The sequence below is a fragment of the Providencia sp. PROV174 genome (assembly GCF_028480685.1).
Lineage (GTDB): Bacteria > Pseudomonadota > Gammaproteobacteria > Enterobacterales > Enterobacteriaceae > Providencia > Providencia rettgeri.
On sequence record NZ_JAMPOT010000007.1, the window covers coordinates 113,179 to 131,496 of the forward strand.

The 18,318-nt window shown below is 40.1% G+C and carries 15 protein-coding genes; 8 read left to right on the plus strand and 7 right to left on the minus strand.

Features of this window, described 5'->3' with window-relative positions; translation table 11 throughout:
- Positions 1 to 54 precede the first annotated feature (54 nt).
- Positions 55 to 1,038: an alpha-xenorhabdolysin family binary toxin subunit B gene (locus PSE60_RS04160; RefSeq protein ID WP_272664636.1), complete on the minus strand. Its 984-nt coding sequence runs from the start codon at positions 1,036 to 1,038 to the stop codon at positions 55 to 57.
- Positions 1,039 to 1,049: 11 nt separating this feature from the next.
- The gene (locus tag PSE60_RS04165) at positions 1,050 to 2,258 is read right to left on the minus strand and encodes an alpha-xenorhabdolysin family binary toxin subunit A (protein ID WP_272664637.1); all 1,209 of its coding nucleotides are present in this window, start codon (positions 2,256 to 2,258) and stop codon (positions 1,050 to 1,052) included.
- A gap of 749 nt (positions 2,259 to 3,007) precedes the next feature.
- On the opposite strand from PSE60_RS04165, the gene PSE60_RS04170 reads away from it, so the two are divergent.
- The 6 genes from PSE60_RS04170 to menE all read left to right on the plus strand — a co-directional run bounded on the left by PSE60_RS04170 (position 3,008) and on the right by menE (position 10,135).
- Complete coding sequence (locus PSE60_RS04170; protein ID WP_210837243.1) at positions 3,008 to 4,342, plus strand: isochorismate synthase; 1,335 nt, start codon at positions 3,008 to 3,010, stop codon at positions 4,340 to 4,342.
- 117 nt (positions 4,343 to 4,459) lie between these two features.
- The gene (gene menD / locus PSE60_RS04175) at positions 4,460 to 6,133 is read left to right on the plus strand and encodes a 2-succinyl-5-enolpyruvyl-6-hydroxy-3-cyclohexene-1-carboxylic-acid synthase (RefSeq protein WP_272664638.1); all 1,674 of its coding nucleotides are present in this window, start codon (positions 4,460 to 4,462) and stop codon (positions 6,131 to 6,133) included.
- Positions 6,133 to 6,897 (plus strand): 2-succinyl-6-hydroxy-2,4-cyclohexadiene-1-carboxylate synthase, encoded by a 765-nt coding sequence (gene menH / locus PSE60_RS04180; RefSeq protein WP_272664639.1) that lies wholly within the window; start codon positions 6,133 to 6,135, stop codon positions 6,895 to 6,897. Before menD ends, menH begins: the two co-directional genes overlap by 1 nt.
- Before the next feature lie 12 nt (positions 6,898 to 6,909).
- Positions 6,910 to 7,767 carry a 1,4-dihydroxy-2-naphthoyl-CoA synthase gene (gene menB, locus PSE60_RS04185; RefSeq protein WP_210837248.1) on the plus strand — a complete coding sequence of 286 codons (858 nt, stop codon included), beginning with the start codon at positions 6,910 to 6,912 and terminating at the stop codon, positions 7,765 to 7,767.
- On the plus strand, positions 7,767 to 8,738 hold the full coding sequence (menC, locus tag PSE60_RS04190; RefSeq protein ID WP_272664640.1) for an o-succinylbenzoate synthase: 972 nt from the start codon (positions 7,767 to 7,769) through the stop codon (positions 8,736 to 8,738). The genes menB and menC overlap by 1 nt, the downstream gene beginning before the upstream one ends.
- Entirely contained in the window at positions 8,726 to 10,135 is a 1,410-nt protein-coding gene (gene menE / locus PSE60_RS04195; protein ID WP_272664641.1) for an o-succinylbenzoate--CoA ligase, read from the plus strand. Before menC ends, menE begins: the two co-directional genes overlap by 13 nt.
- 43 nt (positions 10,136 to 10,178) lie before the next feature.
- Here the strand turns inward: menE and PSE60_RS04200 are convergent, their stop codons facing one another.
- Entirely contained in the window at positions 10,179 to 11,618 is a 1,440-nt protein-coding gene (locus PSE60_RS04200) for a catalase (RefSeq protein ID WP_272664642.1), read from the minus strand.
- A gap of 333 nt (positions 11,619 to 11,951) precedes the next feature.
- Between PSE60_RS04200 and PSE60_RS04205 the strand changes: the two genes are divergently transcribed.
- The gene (locus PSE60_RS04205) at positions 11,952 to 12,491 is read left to right on the plus strand and encodes a YfaZ family outer membrane protein (RefSeq protein ID WP_272664643.1); all 540 of its coding nucleotides are present in this window, start codon (positions 11,952 to 11,954) and stop codon (positions 12,489 to 12,491) included.
- A 152-nt stretch (positions 12,492 to 12,643) separates the two neighbouring features.
- On the opposite strand, the gene PSE60_RS04210 is transcribed toward PSE60_RS04205, so the two are convergent.
- Together PSE60_RS04210 and tyrP are read right to left on the minus strand one after the other, a co-directional pair.
- Positions 12,644 to 13,582 carry an Rpn family recombination-promoting nuclease/putative transposase gene (locus PSE60_RS04210; RefSeq protein ID WP_272664644.1) on the minus strand — a complete coding sequence of 313 codons (939 nt, stop codon included), beginning with the start codon at positions 13,580 to 13,582 and terminating at the stop codon, positions 12,644 to 12,646.
- 283 nt (positions 13,583 to 13,865) lie between these two features.
- A complete protein-coding gene (gene tyrP / locus PSE60_RS04215; RefSeq protein ID WP_247605336.1) occupies positions 13,866 to 15,014 on the minus strand; it encodes a tyrosine transporter TyrP in 1,149 nt (382 codons plus the stop codon).
- A 479-nt stretch (positions 15,015 to 15,493) separates the two neighbouring features.
- Between tyrP and PSE60_RS04220 the strand changes: the two genes are divergently transcribed.
- Positions 15,494 to 16,834 (plus strand): anaerobic C4-dicarboxylate transporter, encoded by a 1,341-nt coding sequence (locus tag PSE60_RS04220; RefSeq protein ID WP_210837260.1) that lies wholly within the window; start codon positions 15,494 to 15,496, stop codon positions 16,832 to 16,834.
- A gap of 72 nt (positions 16,835 to 16,906) precedes the next feature.
- Here the strand turns inward: PSE60_RS04220 and yfaE are convergent, their stop codons facing one another.
- Together yfaE and nrdB are read right to left on the minus strand one after the other, a co-directional pair.
- Positions 16,907 to 17,170, minus strand: coding sequence for a class I ribonucleotide reductase maintenance protein YfaE (gene yfaE / locus PSE60_RS04225; RefSeq protein ID WP_210837262.1), 264 nt, complete (start codon positions 17,168 to 17,170; stop codon positions 16,907 to 16,909).
- 2 nt (positions 17,171 to 17,172) lie between these two features.
- Complete coding sequence (nrdB, locus tag PSE60_RS04230) at positions 17,173 to 18,309, minus strand: class Ia ribonucleoside-diphosphate reductase subunit beta (RefSeq protein ID WP_004912195.1); 1,137 nt, start codon at positions 18,307 to 18,309, stop codon at positions 17,173 to 17,175.
- Positions 18,310 to 18,318: the final 9 nt, after the last annotated feature.

The window sequence follows — 18,318 nt, forward strand, 5'->3', positions numbered from 1 at the left end:
GGTCAAAATTTCCTATTGCTAATAAACCGGTTACTTTTGAGTAGCCGGTTTTTTTTAATCGGGTAACTGGCGCTGATATTGAAACTCCATATCGTCTAAGAAAGACATGAGCACCTGGCTGGCCATATTAATTTTTTGAATATTCAATATTTTTTCAGACGATTTTTCATTAATAAAATGGCACCATCCCCACCAGTAATCCTTAATTAAGCCTATCTGAGTGATAATTGATTGTTTATGTGAGTCTATCGTGGTTATTTGATCGGCTAATAACATGAGTTGAGAAAGCTTAAATATTGTTTTATCTATATGATTAACTTCTTCTTTTAATTCCAAAATTTGATTTCCTAAATCTAATCTAACCTCGACAAGCTGTGCAAATTCTAAACCATCATCTATGACTGATAATAAATTTTTAATAAAGGCAACGGCTGATTTTAATATTTGTTTTTTATTTGTTGGCATATCAATTGAGTCAATTAATTCGTCATTTAACAAATGTTTTTTTAAGAAATCAGTGATTTTAGATTTTAATATGATATCTTCTGCGGCGGTAATAACGGAGTGTTGCTGATTAATTTCATCTATTTTTAGTATTTTACTATTTTTGGATGTGACGAGAAGTTCTTTTTGCTCAGAATATTGATGTAGTTTATGTTGATTGCTTTCTTCCAAATGAATGAGTGATAAAGAATCGGTGGTATAACTGAATTTAGTGATGATTCTTTCCAGTTCAAGTTTGAAATCCGTTAAATCCTCAATAAAGCTTATAACTAAAATCCCGTCAGGTATATTTGTATTTTCATTATTTAACTCACTTTTTAAAATATAATTTAATTTTATTTTGAGTTTCGGTATCGAGTTTCTGATTATTTCATTAATATTAAAGGATTTACTGGCTATTTTTTGTATTTTCCCATGTATAATAAAATCATAATGTATTATATTTTTATTAAATGCGGAAATTTCATTTGACATATGCCTAAATTGATAAATATCAATAGGGGGCAGTATGGGTAAATCAAGCTTATCTTGCATATTAGTACCTTTTATTGAGGGGGAGTGTTATTTGGTTGAATTTCATCAAATAACTTTATTAAATGTGTCGAGTATTCTTGAATGGTATACCAAGATGTAATAACATGCTTAAAATGGGTGATGAATTGAATAAGTTTGTCAGCGTTATTGATTTTTTTGAAAACCTCGATTGATTGAGTTATTTCGGTTAAGAGGACTAGCCACATATAATCTAAATGGTCAACGGCTAACCGGGCATCTTTAAAGAAACTATCAATTTTGTGAAGATTGATTTGAATATCAAAGATAACTTTTTTGACAAATTTATCTTTGTTGATTTGGTCACTAATTGATTTTATTTCTGTTAATGTTTCATTCTTTCTTGCCCGAATTTTTTCAGCCTTTGAACCAAAAATCCCTCCAGTGATAATGAGGCCGATGACACCACCAACTAAACCCGTAAAGCTGAGCTTCACAAAGTGTGAATACTCAAGTTCTAATTGCTGGAGTTCTTGTTTTTTCATTTTAAGTGATTCTTGTAAATAGGAATCGGTTGTTTCATTATTAGTGGGCTCAAGTTGTTTATATAACCCTTTAATATTGAATAGCAATGATTCAACATGTTGATAATTAGATAAATAACCTCCTGTAATATGCACCCGGAAATCAGAAATGATATTTTTAATATTATTTGTCTTAATGGATTGGTCTTTAATATCATCCCTAATTAATTGTAAGATATTAGTTAGTTCAGTAGCTATTTGCTGGTCATCATTTTGATAATATATTTCATCTAGTTCATTTTCATTAATATCATTCAAGCTTTCAGACACTTTTTTCAAAATAGGCATGTGGTTTATATATTCAATAATTTGTCCACCAGTTTGTATAATGTTTCGGCTAACTAGAGATAGATTGACAGATTGTTCTTTAACATGTTGTTCAACGTTATCCCAGCTATTGGCATGTTCTCGAATATTGATAATAGTATCAATTAGTTCGTCAGTGTCGATTGGTAAGGTTGTTGATGAAGTAATACCAAACCATTTTAGAATATCATTTTTTTTCCAAGGCAAAGAAAGAGAAAAGTAAACGTGGCGATGTATGCTAATTAAATCATCTAATGTGAAAATACCGACTTCACGGGTTGAAAGCGCATCTTGATTAGTTAATAAAGCTAAGGTTGTATGGCCTATATGTTCTTTTTCAATAATTCTGTCATAATTATCTTTTGTATTCATTTTAAATTCCACGTTGATTAAGTTAAAGACTGAATGCTTATTTTTTTAGTGCTGTTGTATGGTTGAATTACCTATTTATTGCAAATAAAAATATAAAATTCATATTTGTTAACCTACTAGAAATTGACTAAAATCTTTATACTAAAAAATGAAAAACAGAGCTAAAAAATAGCATTTTGAACAGTTTAATATGTGTTTTAAATATTATTCTCTATTATTTTTATTTGAAAATTATCTATAGTAATACTAAATAAAATAACTAATGAGAATATGATGTTAATTAAAATATACGATAAATTGTTGTTTTGAACTAAATAGGCTTGTAATGGAACATGGGTTTAAAGCTGACATACCGCTATGTTTCAAAATGAAATTTTCATTGGGTGAAAATGAAGCTATTTCGAGAAAGAAGCAAAGAATAAAGGGGATAAAATCACATTTTCCATTAATTAAATGAATAGAATGCTGTGTAATATACATAATAAGCTATACTATCAACAGCCTGAAGGTCGCTATTAGTGAGTGATAACCGGTTTATTTTGACACAGTTGCTCTTGGCTATCGTCATTTGGGCCATAAAAAATAATTATAGTGAAGTACTAAAAGCAATCTCTTAATTGCAGGTAATCTACTTTTAGCGCTGAATGGGCGATATAGCATTTACTGTTAGCTATCAATGTATTAAAAAATTGTATTGCGCTATATAATAACCGTAGTGAATTTGTGTGATGTAGCAGTGGGAATCTAAAGTGAACTATAAAAAAATTGATCTATTGATAACTGAAATTTTGGACCATTTGTCTACATTGACCCTAAAAAATCAAGAGTTTACTCGTTTAGTTTGGCAATTAGATGCACAAACCTCTTTTCCTGGCCTTTCATGGCTGTCGGCACAGCAAAGTTATCCTCAATTTTACTGGTATCAACGCACGGGGGCCGAGGAATGCAGTGCCCTTGGTATGGTGAAATCCTTTGATTCGATAGATACGGCACAAGCTTTTTTATCTCAGTATCCTGATATGCCAGAGATGCGCCTATGGGGGCTTAATGGCTGGAATGCGGTTGGAGCGGGCATTCCTGAAGAGGTAAAACGCCAAGCAACTTTTTGTTTTTTGCCCCGTATCGAAATTCATCGATTACGTTCGACAATTAGTGTTAGTGTCAATATTGAGGGGGAAGAAGACCGTTTAAATGCTATTCATCTTTTACAGCAATTGAAGCCGGCTTCTCACGTGACATTGACATTGAATGCCAATATTACGGCACAAGAACATATTCCTACGCATGATGAATGGTGTCGTTTATTAAATTGCGCTATTGACGACATGAAGTCAGGGAAGATGGAAAAAGTGGTGATGGCAAGGGAAACAAAACTTACTCTGTCTAAACCTATTGCGGTTGCTGAATTTTTAGCCCAAAGCCAGCAGGTGAATCATCATTGTTACCATTTTATGATGGCCTTCAACGCACAGTCAGGGTTCATCTCTTCGACTCCGGAACGTTTATATTTACGGCAAAATGAACAGCTGAATTCTGAGGCGTTAGCGGGAACTGTCGCTAATGACCCTGATGACACCGTCGCTGCGGAGTATGCTAAGTGGTTGATGGAAGATAAAAAGAACCAACATGAAAATTTAGTGGTTGTAGATGATATTTGCCAACAATTACAAGGTGCAGTGACGGGGGTTGATGTATCGTCAGCAAAAGTCATCCGCTTGAGAAAAATTCAACACCTTTATCGCTCTATTGTTGCGACATTAATCAATCCTTCTGATAGCGATTGCCTACAACGCCTTCAACCTACCGCTGCCGTATGTGGTTTACCTCGCAAAGTTGCACGGCAATTTTTAGCAAGTAATGAACCCTTTTCTCGTGGCTGGTATGCAGGAACTGGCGGATTTATTAGCTTGAATAAAAGTGAATTTGCGGTATCTCTTCGTTGTGCACAGATAGAAGGTGCACATGTCTCATTATATTCAGGTGCTGGCATTGTCAGTGGCTCAGACCCAGAGCAAGAGTGGATAGAAATTGAAAATAAAGCAGCTGGGCTTAAATCTTTGTTTGAAAATAACGAAAAACCATAAAATAAAAATGGTTATTTTCTTTTATTTCAATTAGTTCATCAAAAATTGTTCTGAGATCAAGAAATTTATTTCAATCAGTCTAAACTAATTGATAACTAATAATTTGCTGAGCATATTATGTCGAATTCTGCTTTTAATCTCCGTTGGGCTGAAGTGATTATTGAAGCACTATCTCGCCACGGAATGAAACATATCTGTATTGCGCCAGGCTCGCGCTCAACACCTCTGACCCTTGCGGCCATTAGTCATGGGAAATTGCATTGCCATACGCATTTCGATGAGCGTGGTTTAGGGCACCTTGCCCTCGGCTTAGCAAAAGCCAGTCATGAACCTGTAGGGGTCATTGTTACCTCAGGGACGGCGGTGGCAAACCTTTATCCCTCATTGATTGAAGCGGGTTTAACTGGGGAAAAGGTGATTTTTCTTACCGCAGACCGGCCTCCTGAACTGATTGACTGCGGTGCTAACCAGGCTATTCGGCAGACGCATATTTTTGCATCTCATCCTACTCAATCATTAATGTTGCCAAGGCCGACGCAAGATATTTCAGCTAAATGGTTGGTAACTGCGATTGATAATGGCATGAACCAGTTACACCACGGTGCATTTCATATCAACTGCCCATTTGCCGAGCCACTATATGGTGATATGGATGGGGAACATGAGTGGCAGAAAACACTTGGGGAATGGTGGAATTCGAATCACCCGTGGCTCACTGAACCGTTAACTCATTCTGTCGCTTTAGTGGCAGATTGGTATTTTTGGCGGCAAAAAAAGGGCGTTGTGATTGCCGGTAGAATGAGTGCGAGTGAAGGGGAGCGCGTGGCTCAATGGGCCCAAGAACTCGGATGGCCAGTTATAGGGGATGTGTTATCTCAAACAGGGCAGCCATACCCTTGTGCAGATTTATGGCTTCAGCATCCCAATGCTCAACAGATTTTAAAACATGCAGAATTAGTTGTTCAGTTTGGCTCAAGCTTAACAGGAAAACGACTATTACAATGGCAAGCCAATTGTGAACCGCAAGAGTATTGGATTATCGATTCGATACCTCAACGGCTAGACCCAGCAAATCATAGGGGGAGAAAGTTAACCTGTTCAATTAAAGGTTGGCTGGACAACCATCCTGCGCAGCCGAGAGGTTTGTGGTGTGAATCGCTGCTGACGTTAGCACAAAAAACCCAACATCATGTACACCAACAGTTACATGAAAAATTTTCAGAAGCAGCGGTGGCATACCAATTACCAGAGTTACTTTCTCCACGAGGCCAACTATTTGTTGGCAATAGCTTAATTGTCCGTTTGGTGGATGCGCTAGCACAACTCCCATTGGGTTATCCGGTGTATAGCAACCGCGGCGCAAGTGGTATTGATGGTCTGATTTCTACCATGGCGGGCGTGCAACGAGCAACAGCACGTCCAACATTGGCTATCGTTGGGGATATTTCTGCCTTATACGATTTGAATAGTTTGGCGCTGTTGCGAGAACCCTCAGCACCGACAGTCCTCATCATTGTGAATAACAATGGTGGGCAAATTTTCTCTATGTTACCCACACCAGACGAAGCAAGGCAAAATTATTACTGTATGCCGCAAAATGTCAGTTTCGAGCCTGCTGCGAAAATGTTTGGCTTACAATATTGTGCGCCGACAGATTGGGGAACACTAAAAAATACAGTTCAACAATTTTGGCATAGTCAGCAAGGAACATTGCTGGTGGAATTACAGGTGGCAAGCGATGAAGGCGCGCGTACTTTAAAACAGCTGCTCAATGAAGTTGTGGAATTGTAATGTTATCCGCCCATCGACACCATTCTACCTCTTCGACTCCTTGGATCATTTGGTTGCATGGTTTGTTAGGTAGTGCAGATGAATGGTCACCTGTGATTGATCAAACACGGGCTTTTCCATCATTAGCTGTGGATTTGCCAGGTCATGGCGGTTCTCATTCAGAACCATGCCAGAGTTTTTCACATTTTGATCAACAACTCAGCGAGCTTTTACAGTATCATCAAATTAATGAATACTACTTGGTTGGTTATTCACTTGGTGCTCGACTCGCAATGCATTTTGCCTGTCACTATCAGCCTAATGGGCTATTAGGTTTAGTGATTGAAGGCGGGAATGTGGGGTTAGCCAATGAACAAGAACGTGTTGCTCGAGCTGCTAATGATGGGGCATGGGCGCAACGTTTTCGTTCAGAACCCATTGAAGACGTGTTAGATGACTGGTATCAACAAACTGTATTTGCTGATTTGTCGGCCACTCAGCGCCAACAGTTAATTCAGTTACGCGGACAAAATAACCCGCACAGTATTGCTGCTATGCTAGAAAACACATCATTAGCAAAGCAACCTTTTTTGGCGGACAAATTGCGTCAATTAATCTGCCCTTATCGTTATTTTTGTGGCGAAAAGGATCAAAAATTTCGAAGCGTTTCGCAACAATATGCTTTGCCGTTAACGCTGATTGAAAATGCAGGGCATAATGCACATCGGGAAAACCCCATGGGCTTTGCAACTGCACTACACCATTTTTTATCACACTGTGGTTAAAGGAATCTGATAATGATTTATCCAAGCGAAGAAAAATTATACGCACCAATTGAATGGCAAGATTGCTCTACAGGGTTTGAAGATATTCGCTATCATAAATCTCCTGAAGGAATTGCTAAAATTACGATTAACCGTCCAGAAGTGCGTAATGCTTTTCGTCCACAAACCGTGAAAGAAATGATCCAAGCACTGTCCGATGCACGTTATGATGACCAAGTCGGAACTATCATTTTAACGGGCGAAGGTGAAAAAGCATTCTGTGCCGGTGGTGACCAAAAAATCCGTGGCGATTACGGCGGGTATCGTGATGCAAGTGGCACGCACCACTTGAACGTATTAGATTTCCAACGCCAGATTCGTACTTGTCCAAAGCCTGTTGTAGCGATGGTTGCGGGTTATTCTATTGGTGGTGGCCATGTGTTGCATATGATGTGTGACCTGACTATTGCTGCGGATAACGCAATATTTGGCCAAACCGGGCCAAAAGTCGGTTCATTTGATGGCGGTTGGGGCGCATCCTATATGGCGCGTATCGTTGGGCAGAAAAAGGCGCGTGAGATCTGGTTTTTATGTCGCCAATACAATGCACAAGAAGCATTAGACATGGGCTTGGTTAACACCGTTGTCCCATACGCAGATCTTGAAAAAGAAACCGTGCGTTGGTGCCGTGAAATGCTAGAAAATAGCCCAATGGCATTACGTTGCTTAAAAGCAGCATTAAATGCAGATTGTGATGGTCAGGCTGGCCTGCAAGAATTAGCCGGTAATGCCACAATGCTGTTTTATATGACAGACGAAGGGCAAGAAGGCCGTAATGCTTTTAATGAAAAACGTGCTCCAGACTTCTCTAAATATAAGCGTAATCCATAATGCGTAAAGCCCGTATTTATTCGTTCAGCCTGCCAATGGAGGCAGGCGTTATCCTTCGTTATCAGCGACTAAAAACTCGTGATGGGCTTTTAGTGTGTTTACAAGATGGGGATAATGAAGGTTGGGGAGAAATTTCGCCTCTACCTGAATTCAGTCGTGAAACATTAGAAGAAGCAACCGCCGAAACTATTAAGCGAATGAATGAATGGGTGAAAGAAGGCAAAATTTCTAATAGTCTACTACCCTCTGTGGCTTTTGGCTGTAGCTGTGCTCTTGCGGAGTTAACAGGGGAGCTACCGAAAGAGGCTGACTATCGCAAAGCACCACTGTGCAGTGGTGACCCTGATGACCTCATTTTGAGCCTTGATGCAATGGAAGGTGAAAAGGTTGCAAAGGTAAAAGTTGGGCTCTATGAAGCTGTGCGTGATGGCATGGTGGTTAACTTATTGTTAGAGGCAGTTCCAGAATTGAAACTGCGCTTGGATGCGAATCGCAGTTGGACTCGAACAAAAGCCGACGGTTTTGCCAAGTATGTTAACCCAGACTATCGTGACCGTATCGCATTCTTAGAAGAGCCGTGCAAAACCCGAGAAGAGTCACTGCAATTTGCAGCGGATACTGGCATTAGTATCGCTTGGGATGAAAGTGTACGAGAAGAAGGCTTTATGGTTGAGGCACAGGAAGGCGTTTCTGCGATTGTGATTAAACCAACACTGACAGGCAGCTTGTCTTATTGTCGCTACTTAGTAGAAGAAGCGCATCGCTTAGGATTACAAGCCGTGATCAGTTCATCCATTGAAAGTAGCTTTGGTTTAACGCAACTTGCTCGTGTAGCACATTGGCTAACGCCAAATACCATTCCAGGCTTAGATACGGTATCACTTATTCAATCTCAACTGATACGGCCTTGGCCACAATGTGATATTCCGCTCCAGCAGTTAGAAGATTTAACGCTTGTATGGCAGAACTAGATAACTTTAAAGATTGGCCTTGGCAACACTGGGCCAATCTTCGTCCCAACTCCATCGCCCTAATAACTGAGTCCCAAAGTATGACTTGGGAAAGCGTAAGCCAACAAGTTACAGACCTCAGAACTTACTTTTCAATGCAAGGCGTAACGCAAGGGCAGTGTATCGTTTTGCGTGGGAAAAATTCAGTTGAATTATTACTGAGTCAACTGGCTCTTATTGCGTGTGGTGCTCGTGTTTTACCGTTAAATCCCCGTCTCCCAGAACGGTTGTTAGCAGAATTACTGCATCATCTTAATGTTAGCGCAGCCATTGATTTTACTGATGAATCAAATTTATTAGCCAATTATCGTCATTTAGATTATCAACTCTATGATCATTTTATTGGTGATGAAGAGGTTGCTCCGGTTGTTTTTCAAGAGGCTATTCAGCAGCCTGCCACGTTGATTTTAACATCGGGGTCGACAGGTCTACCTAAAGCCGCCGTTCATTGTGTTGCTGCTCACCTCAATAGCGCTGCCGGTGTTGTTAATATGATGAATTATCAGCAAGATGATTGTTGGTTACTCTCGTTGCCGTTATTCCATGTGTCTGGTCAGGGCATTGTTTGGCGTTGGCTTTTGCAAGGCGGCGCACTTGCGGTAAAAAATCTCCCTTTAGCTCAGGCATTACATGAGGTGACTCATGCCTCTTTGGTGCCGACCCAGCTATGGCGTTTATTGAATGATAACTCAATGGCGAATATCGCGTTGAAAGCCGTTTTATTGGGCGGAGCCAGTATTCCTTCAACACTCACGGATTTGGCACAACAACATGGAATTGCGTGTTGGAGCGGCTATGGGATGACAGAAATGGCTTCTACAGTTTGTGCTAAACGTGCAGATGGCAAGAAAGGCGTTGGCTTACCCTTAAAAGGTAAGCAAATTCGTCTTGTGGATGATGAAATTCAAATCCAATCAGACAGTCAAGCGCTTGGTTATTGGTTTGATGGGCAAATTCACCCTTTAAACTGCCTAGATAACTGGTTTAAAACCAACGATAAAGGGGCATTTGTCGATGGTGAATATCAGATCCTTGGTCGTTTAGATAATTTATTTATCAGTGGTGGGGAATGTGTTCAACCGGAAGATATCGAATCAGTCATCAATTCACACACTGATGTCAGCCAAAGTTTTATTATTCCCATTGATGATGAACAATTTGGGCAACGCCCTGTTGCGGTTATTGAAGCAAATGAGTCAGTGGATTTGCATCAGCTGGCGGGTTGGCTAAAAGATAAACTCGCGCCATACCAATATCCTATGGCATTTTATTATTTAGACCCTGAATTAAAAGCAGGGGGAATAAAAGTGTCAAGGCAACAAGTGAAAAAGTGGCTGTTAGCTAGAATGCAGGAATAGGGTGAAATAGTGGTGGGTTATCCCCACCACTTAATGAATTACACTATTTTAGTGCTTTTAATGCTTTTTCAACACCAGCGCCATATTCTGGGTGAACTTGTTTAAATAGCTCGATTTGGCGCACTTGAGTGGCTTCTGTCGCGTCAATCAGTTCTCCCGCAATACGCTTAAACATACGTTGGTGCTCGGCATCATCTAATAACTCATATAATGCACGTGGTTGGCTGAAATAATCTTGGTCTTCGCGGTGATCCCAATGGTCAGCGGCACCTTCAATAGATAATGGCGGTTCGCTGAAGTCAGGTTGCTCTTGGAATAAACCGGCTTCATTTGGCTCATAGGTCACATGGTTGCCGCTATTACCGTCAACGCGCATTGCGCCATCACGATGGTAATTATGGAATGGGCAACGTGGGGCATTCACTGGGATTTGGTGGTGGTTAACCCCAAGGCGATAACGGTGGGCATCTCCATAGGAGAATAAACGGCCTTGTAGCATTCTATCTGGTGAGAAGCCAATACCTGGAACTACGTTAGCAGGGCTAAACGCCGCTTGTTCTACGTCAGCAAAATAGTTGTCTGGGTTACGATTAAGTTCAAAATAACCGACATCAATTAACGGATAATCTTTGTGCGGCCAAACTTTGGTTAAGTCAAATGGGTTATAAGGAACTTGGGAGGCCTCTTTCTCTGGCATAATTTGTACTTGCAAATTCCAGCGCGGGAAATCCCCATTTTCAATGGATTCAAACAGATCACGCTGTGAACTTTCTCTATCTTTACCCACTAATTGCTCAGCTTGTTCATCAGACAGATTCTGAATACCTTGTTGGCAACGGAAATGGAATTTAACCCAGAAGCGTTCATTATCACTGTTGATGAAGCTATATGTATGGCTACCAAACCCATGCATATGACGGTAACTTTGTGGGATACCACGGTCACTAGCATCAATGGTTAACTGGTGTAAAGATTCTGGTAATTGAGAGAAAAAGGCCCATTTGTGTTCCATTGTACGTAGGTTAGAGCGAGGGTCGCGTTTAACTACGTGGTTTAAATCAGGGAATTTTAATGGGTCGCGAAAATAGAACACAGGGGTGTTGTTACCCACCATATCCCAGTTACCTTCTTCAGTATAAAATTTTAATGCAAAGCCACGAATATCTCGTTCTGCGTCGGCAGCCCCGCGCTCACCTGCAACGGTAGAGAAGCGAGCAAACATTTCTGTTTTTTTCCCCACTTCAGAGAAAATTTTTGCACGGGTGTAGCGGCTAATATCATGCGTTACGGTAAATGTACCGAAAGCACCTGAACCTTTTGCGTGCATGCGTCTTTCAGGGATCACTTCACGGTCAAAATGGGCAAGTTTCTCTAAAAACCAAACATCCTGTAATAACATTGGGCCACGTTTACCTGCTGTCATCACATTATTATTATTGGCGACCGGGGCGCCAGAGGCGGTAGTAAGGCCTTTCTTTTTCATCACAATGCTCCTTTTTGGATTAAATGACTACACAAACCTAACTAATAAGTTAATTTTTTGTAAAAAAATAAAAATATGACTACAATGAACTTATAATTCAGTATAGTTATTATGGGATTGATTATCTAATTAATATAACCAATTACTGTGATTACCCGTGAAAAAAACGGTATTTATCGCACTTTTTCGCACTAAAATTTTTGATTTGTGAAATTTTGTAATGAATAAAGTCGGCTTTTGTAGCAGCTATAGCGTAAATCTAGGTAAGAATGGCTGAAAATAGGGTGAAATTCGCGTAGTATCCATAGGTAATAATATCAAGAGGATAAAATAATGCACAAATTATTATTAGCAGCAGCGATGTCACCATTGTTCGTAGGGACTGCCCATGCAGTTTCAGTCAGTGCACAAGCGGGTGAACATTTTACTGAGCTGTCTGCGGGGTTAGGTAACCAAAATGCAGGGTTAGCATTTAACGGTTCTTGGGCTCGTAGTGACCATGATGGGCAAACGGGTAGTATTGGTGCCACATTTGGCTTACCAGTCGGGCCTTTCTCTGCATTTGTAGGGGGTAAGGGGTTATATTTATCACCGGATCACAATAGTAGTGGTGCTGCATTAGCGGTTGGCGGTGGGTTAAATTGGCAGGCTATGCCTTCATTAAATATTTATGGTGAAGCCTATGGTGCTCCTGAGTCATTGACCTCAGGTAGCAAGTCTTATGTCGAAGCGAAAGCGGGTGCACGTTATACCGTATTTAAACCTTTATCTATTGATGCAGGTTATCGTTTGATTGAAATGAAAGGAACCCATGGCAATAGTAGCGATAAAGTTGCCGATGGCTGGTATGTAGGGGCTGGCCTTTCATTCTAATAGGGTTATCTTGTTCATGTCGCCCTTAGTTGCGTACATTAAATGTACGCCTAGGGCGAATTCTATGATGTAAACCTAGTTGAATATTTTTTAAATTAATAGGTTAAACTTCTAACTGCTTATCCACGCTATTCACTTTAGTTTTCATTGCATCACAGTAGTGACGTCAACTCATCAGGGCTCAATCCGGTACTTTTCATAATAATTTCAGGGCTAACACCATTTTTCAATAAATTACGGGCTAAGGTAGCTTTAGTTTTTTGAATGCCTTCTTGAATGCCTTCTTGTTTGCCTTTTTGAAGCCCCTCGAGAAGACCCTCTTGGTGGCCTTTATTATGTAAGCGTTGTGCGATATTCATAATCGTTTCCTTGTGTATTTCTGTTTGCGCTTCTAATGTGTAGATAATTTTTGCAAAATCAGTTGAGTCTAAAGCAGAAAATAGGTAATTGATGATAGTGATCACATCACTGTCGCTATTATAGTGTTGATTGAGCGCTTGTGCCAACAAAGGGATCACATGGTGAAACTCATCTCGCAACCGTTTATGTTTCATCGCTAATTCCATAACAGCAATTTTGCGATGATTAACTAATTCATCATCGTCTATGACAGTGATATCAACCAACGGGAATGGTTGTGTATATAACGTATTTGCTAGCTTGGGCAGAGGAAAACAATCTGTCCATAACTGAGTGTAAGGGTAAGATGAACGAGTCCCGTGGTAGAAAAGAATAGGAACAACTAGAGGTAATAAGGTGTTTCCTTGCTGCATATGCTGATTCATTGCTAAAAACGCATAGTACATTAAGCGCCACGCCATGAGCTTATCAGGGGTAGATTGGTGTTCTACAAGTAGATAAATGTATCCTTGGCCTTGTGCTGTTTGTACGGAATATAAAACATCCGATAAGCGTGAACGTAACTGCTTATCAATGAATGATGAGTTAGTCAGCTTTAACGTAGCGAAATCACATAATGATTTTATGTGTTTTGGTAAGTGAATCTCAAAAAAGTCACGTGCACTGTCTATGTTTGTCATAAAACCTTTAAATGCAGCATCATGGGTAGCAGAAACATTTTTTCCTTTCATTCAACTCAATCCCTTTATTTACCTCTCAACAACAATAAAGCAAGCAGATAGAGATGTCATTTCGGTATTATTTGCTGTTGTATGATGCAATTAAAGATGTATACATTAAATAATGTTCAAATAATATGTATGTATAGAATTAGTGGGAATGCTAAGTGATTATTGATTGATAGTAGATATCAAACTATGAACGACAGTGGCTGGGAGGAAGGGGGAGTTAATTTCAGTTAAACAAAAGCCGCAATTTGGAGTTACCCAGATTGCGGCTTAATTTATCAATTTGTTAACCGACGTTTGGTAAAAATCCGGCAACAATCGAAAATTGGATAGCGATTACGGCAATACCACATACTAATACTAAGGCTAAAATAGGGGTACCGCCTTTAACTTGATACCCATCTTGAGTTTCTAATTTACGTACACGCAGTGTTAACAGTGCAGGAATAATCAGTGCTAAGACTGAGAGCGCGACAGCAGCATAAGTTAATGCTTGTACGAAACTACTAAAGAATAGGGCGGCCAATAATGGTGGAACAAAGGTAAGCAAGCCTGTTTGTACACGACCGATAAATTGATTACTCCGTTTGAACAAATCTGCGAGGTAATCAAATAAGCCCAATGCAACACCTAAGAAGGACGTGGCTAACGCTAAATCCATAAATAGGCTGACGGCAATATTGACTCGAGGTGTTGCGACAACATCGCGAATCGCGGTAAGTAACCCATTAAGGCCAGACTCTTGCGCTAGGATCCCAATAAAGGTGTGTGATGGGATAGAACCTAACGTTGCAATTTGCCATAGAATATAAGCCACTAAAGGAATTGCGCTTCCGGTAATGAAAATCATACGTAATTTACGTACATCTCCATTCATATAGTTAACTAAACTCGGTACGCTACCATGAAAACCAAAAGAGGTAAAAATAACGGGCACTGCGGCCAAAACAAGGCCTTTTTCAATCGGCATAGTGCTTAAGTTTACCGCTTCAGCATGCGGCATCATCACAACGAGCATGATGACCAAAAAAATCGTTTTTGCTGTGAATAAAATTCGGTTAATAAAATCGACTGAATGTGTGCCAATACACACAACTGCACCACCAATAATAGTAAATGCGATAATGGCAGTGTTGGTTGAAATGTTAATTCCCCACCAAGAAGACAGGCTATCTGAAATTAATACACCAGCCCCTCCGATGTAAGCAGTTGTTAATGCGTACATTAATAGCAGCATACTGAGTCCAGTCACTATTTGGCCAACAGGACCCAGATATTTTTTAGCGACGGAGCCTAGGCCCATATTTGCAGGGTTATGCTGATACACTTCGACTAATAGCAATGAGGTATAACTCATTAACATCCATAATCCAACAAGCAAGCAAACGATGCCTGTGAAACCGACTCCTGCAGCGGCAAGTGGCATTGCCAACATCCCTGCACCTATTGTTGTCCCTGCAACGATTAACACACTGCCAAGCGTACGATTCTTCACAAGTTCCTCTGATTGAATTTGAATAATTAACAAGTGATGCAGATTATGCGATCGCAAGTTCACTGTCAAATGTAAATTACAGATAGTGTAATTATAAGTTTACACTAATAATCAAGTAGATAGCGAAACTGAAGACAATAAGCAGGGTTAATTAAGTGAAGAAAAAATGATGATTTATGGTGACTAAAGGTAAATTTATATGGGGTGATTTGTTAAAAATGGTATGGTAATAAGTTGATTTTTATTGAAATGACAGCTAACTGTACAGTATGTCAGTTACTTAATATAAATTATGTGATGAGGTCAAAATAAAAGCATAAAAAATAAAAGTAAATTGATTTTGAAGTTATCATAAATCAAATTAATGCTTGAAAATCATCCCGATAATATATGCAAACATATATATAAAGGATGGAACTATGGACTTTATGATTCAACTCGCCATTATCCTTGTTTGCTTATTCTATGGAGCAAAAAAAGGGGGAATGGCACTCGGGCTATTAGGTGGTGTTGGCCTAGTTATCTTAGTTTTTGGTTTTGGCTTACCACCTGGAAAACCGCCTGTTGATGTTATGCTTGTTATCATTGCTGTTGTTGCCGCATCAGCGACGTTACAAGCATCAGGCGGTTTAGATGTCATGCTGCAAATTGCAGAACGACTACTACGAAAAAACCCTAAGTACATTTCTATTGTGGCACCTTTTGTGACATGCATCTTAACCATTTTGTGTGGTACAGGGCATGTGGTATACACGATTTTACCTATCATCTACGATGCGGCGATTAAAAATAATATCCGTCCAGAAAGACCGATGGCCGCGAGCAGTATTGGCGCACAAATGGGGATTATCGCCAGCCCAGTTTCAGTCGCGGTTGTTTCATTAGTGGCAATGCTAAACGGCGTGACAATTAATGGTCAGTCCCTTGAATTCCTTGATTTATTAGCAATTACTATCCCATCAACATTAATTGGTATTTTAGCTATTGGTATTTTCAGTTGGTTTAGAGGTAAAGATCTCGATAAAGACCCTGTATTCCAAGAGTTTATCTCAGTCCCTGAAAACCATGATTATGTTTATGGTGACAGTGTGACACTGCTGAATACAAAATTACCGAAAATTAACTGGGTAGCGATGTGGATTTTTTTAGCCTCTATCGCAGTTGTCGCACTACTTGGCGCATTCTCTGAACTAAGGCCGCTAGTTAATGGTAAGCCGTTATCTATGGTTTTAGTCATCCAGATGTTTATGTTATTAGCGGGTGCGCTAATTATCATTATCTGTAAGACCAATCCTGGGCAAATTTCAAAGAATGAAGTATTCCGTTCAGGGATGATTGCTATCGTGGCGGTGTATGGTATCGCGTGGATGGCAGAAACCATGTTCGGCGCACACATGGATGAAATTAAAGGAACGTTAGGTTCTTTAGTGAAAGATTTCCCTTGGGCTTATGCCGTCATCTTGTTATTAGTTTCTAAGTTTGTTAACTCTCAAGCGGCTGCACTAGCCGCTGTAGTACCAATTGCATTAGGTATTGGTGTTGACCCTGCTTATATTATCGCTTCTGCACCTGCGTGTTATGGGTACTACATTTTACCGACTTATCCAAGTGATCTTGCGGCAATTCAATTTGACCGTTCTGGAACAACGCGTATTGGTAAATTTGTTATCAACCACAGTTTCATTCTACCGGGGTTAATTGGGGTGGGCGTGTCTTGTGTGTTTGGCTGGGTATTTGCAGGTTTATATGGTTATTTATAATCAATAAAGTAAGTGAATAAAAAGTGATTGCACAGGTAACGGATAAACCGCTGTGCAATCACCTATTTTAGATTAACCAATTTCAATATCCGATAGCGGATGGCAACAGCAAGGCAGAATCTCGCCATCTTGCACAAATGCGATAGGTTTTTGTTTATAACCCACTTTTCCACGTAATAATGTCACTCGGCACGAACCGCAGTAACCTTCACGACATTGGTATTCTACAGGGATACGACTGTCTTCTAAAGCTTCCAACAAACACGAATGAATGTCGGTATGGTAGGGGACTTGAACACCCTGCGTTAGCCGCAGGGTGATTTTATGGCTTGCCATGATTACAGTTCGAAGTCGCTCAAATCGTCGGTATCGACTTGAGAGTCAATCTGGCCGACTAAATAAGAACTCACTTCAACCTCTTGAGGCGCAACTTGTACGTTATCAGACACCAACCATGCGTTGATCCATGGAATTGGGTTTGAACGAGCTTCAAATGGCAATTTCAGGCCAACAGCTTGCATGCGAATGTTAGTAATATATTCAACATATTGGCATAAAATATCTTTATTTAAACCAATCATAGAGCCTTCGCTGAATAGGTAGTCAGCCCACTCTTTTTCTTGCTCTGCAGCTTGAACGAACAGGTCATAACACTCTTGTTCGCACTCTGCCGCTATTTCGGCCATTTCTGGGTCATCTTGCCCTGAGCGCAACAGGTTCAACATGTGTTGTGTTCCCGTTAAGTGCAGCGCTTCATCACGTGCGATTAGCTTGATGATTTTAGCATTTCCTTCCATGAGTTCGCGTTCAGCAAACGCAAATGAACAGGCAAAGCTAACATAGAAACGAATGGCTTCGAGCGCATTAACGCTCATTAGGCACAGGTACAGCTGTTTCTTCAATTGACGTAGAGAAACAGTGACTTGCTTGCCGTTGCAAGTATGCGTGCCTTCACCAAACATATGATAGTAATTGGTCATTTCGATCAGGTCATCGTAAAAACCAGAAATATCTTTAGCACGCTTTAAAATTTCTTCATTTTCAACGATGTCGTCAAAAATAATGGCTGGGTCATTCACGATATTACGAATAATATGCGTGTATGAACGTGAGTGGATCGTTTCAGAAAACGCCCACGTTTCTACCCAAGTTTCCAGTTCAGGAATCGAAATCAGCGGCAATAATGCCACATTAGGGCTGCGGCCCTGAATAGAGTCCAACAGCGTTTGATATTTCAGATTACTGATAAAAATATGTTTTTCGTGATCTGGCAGCGCATTATAATCAATACGGTCGCGAGATACGTCAACTTCTTCAGGGCGCCAGAAAAACGACAATTGTTTTTCAATCAGCTTTTCAAAAATAGGGTACTTTTGCTGATCATAGCGCGCCACGTTAACTGGTTGGCCGAAAAACATCGGCTCCAGCATTTGGTCATTTTTTTTCTGTGAAAACGTTGTATATGTGTGTGACATAACAATTCC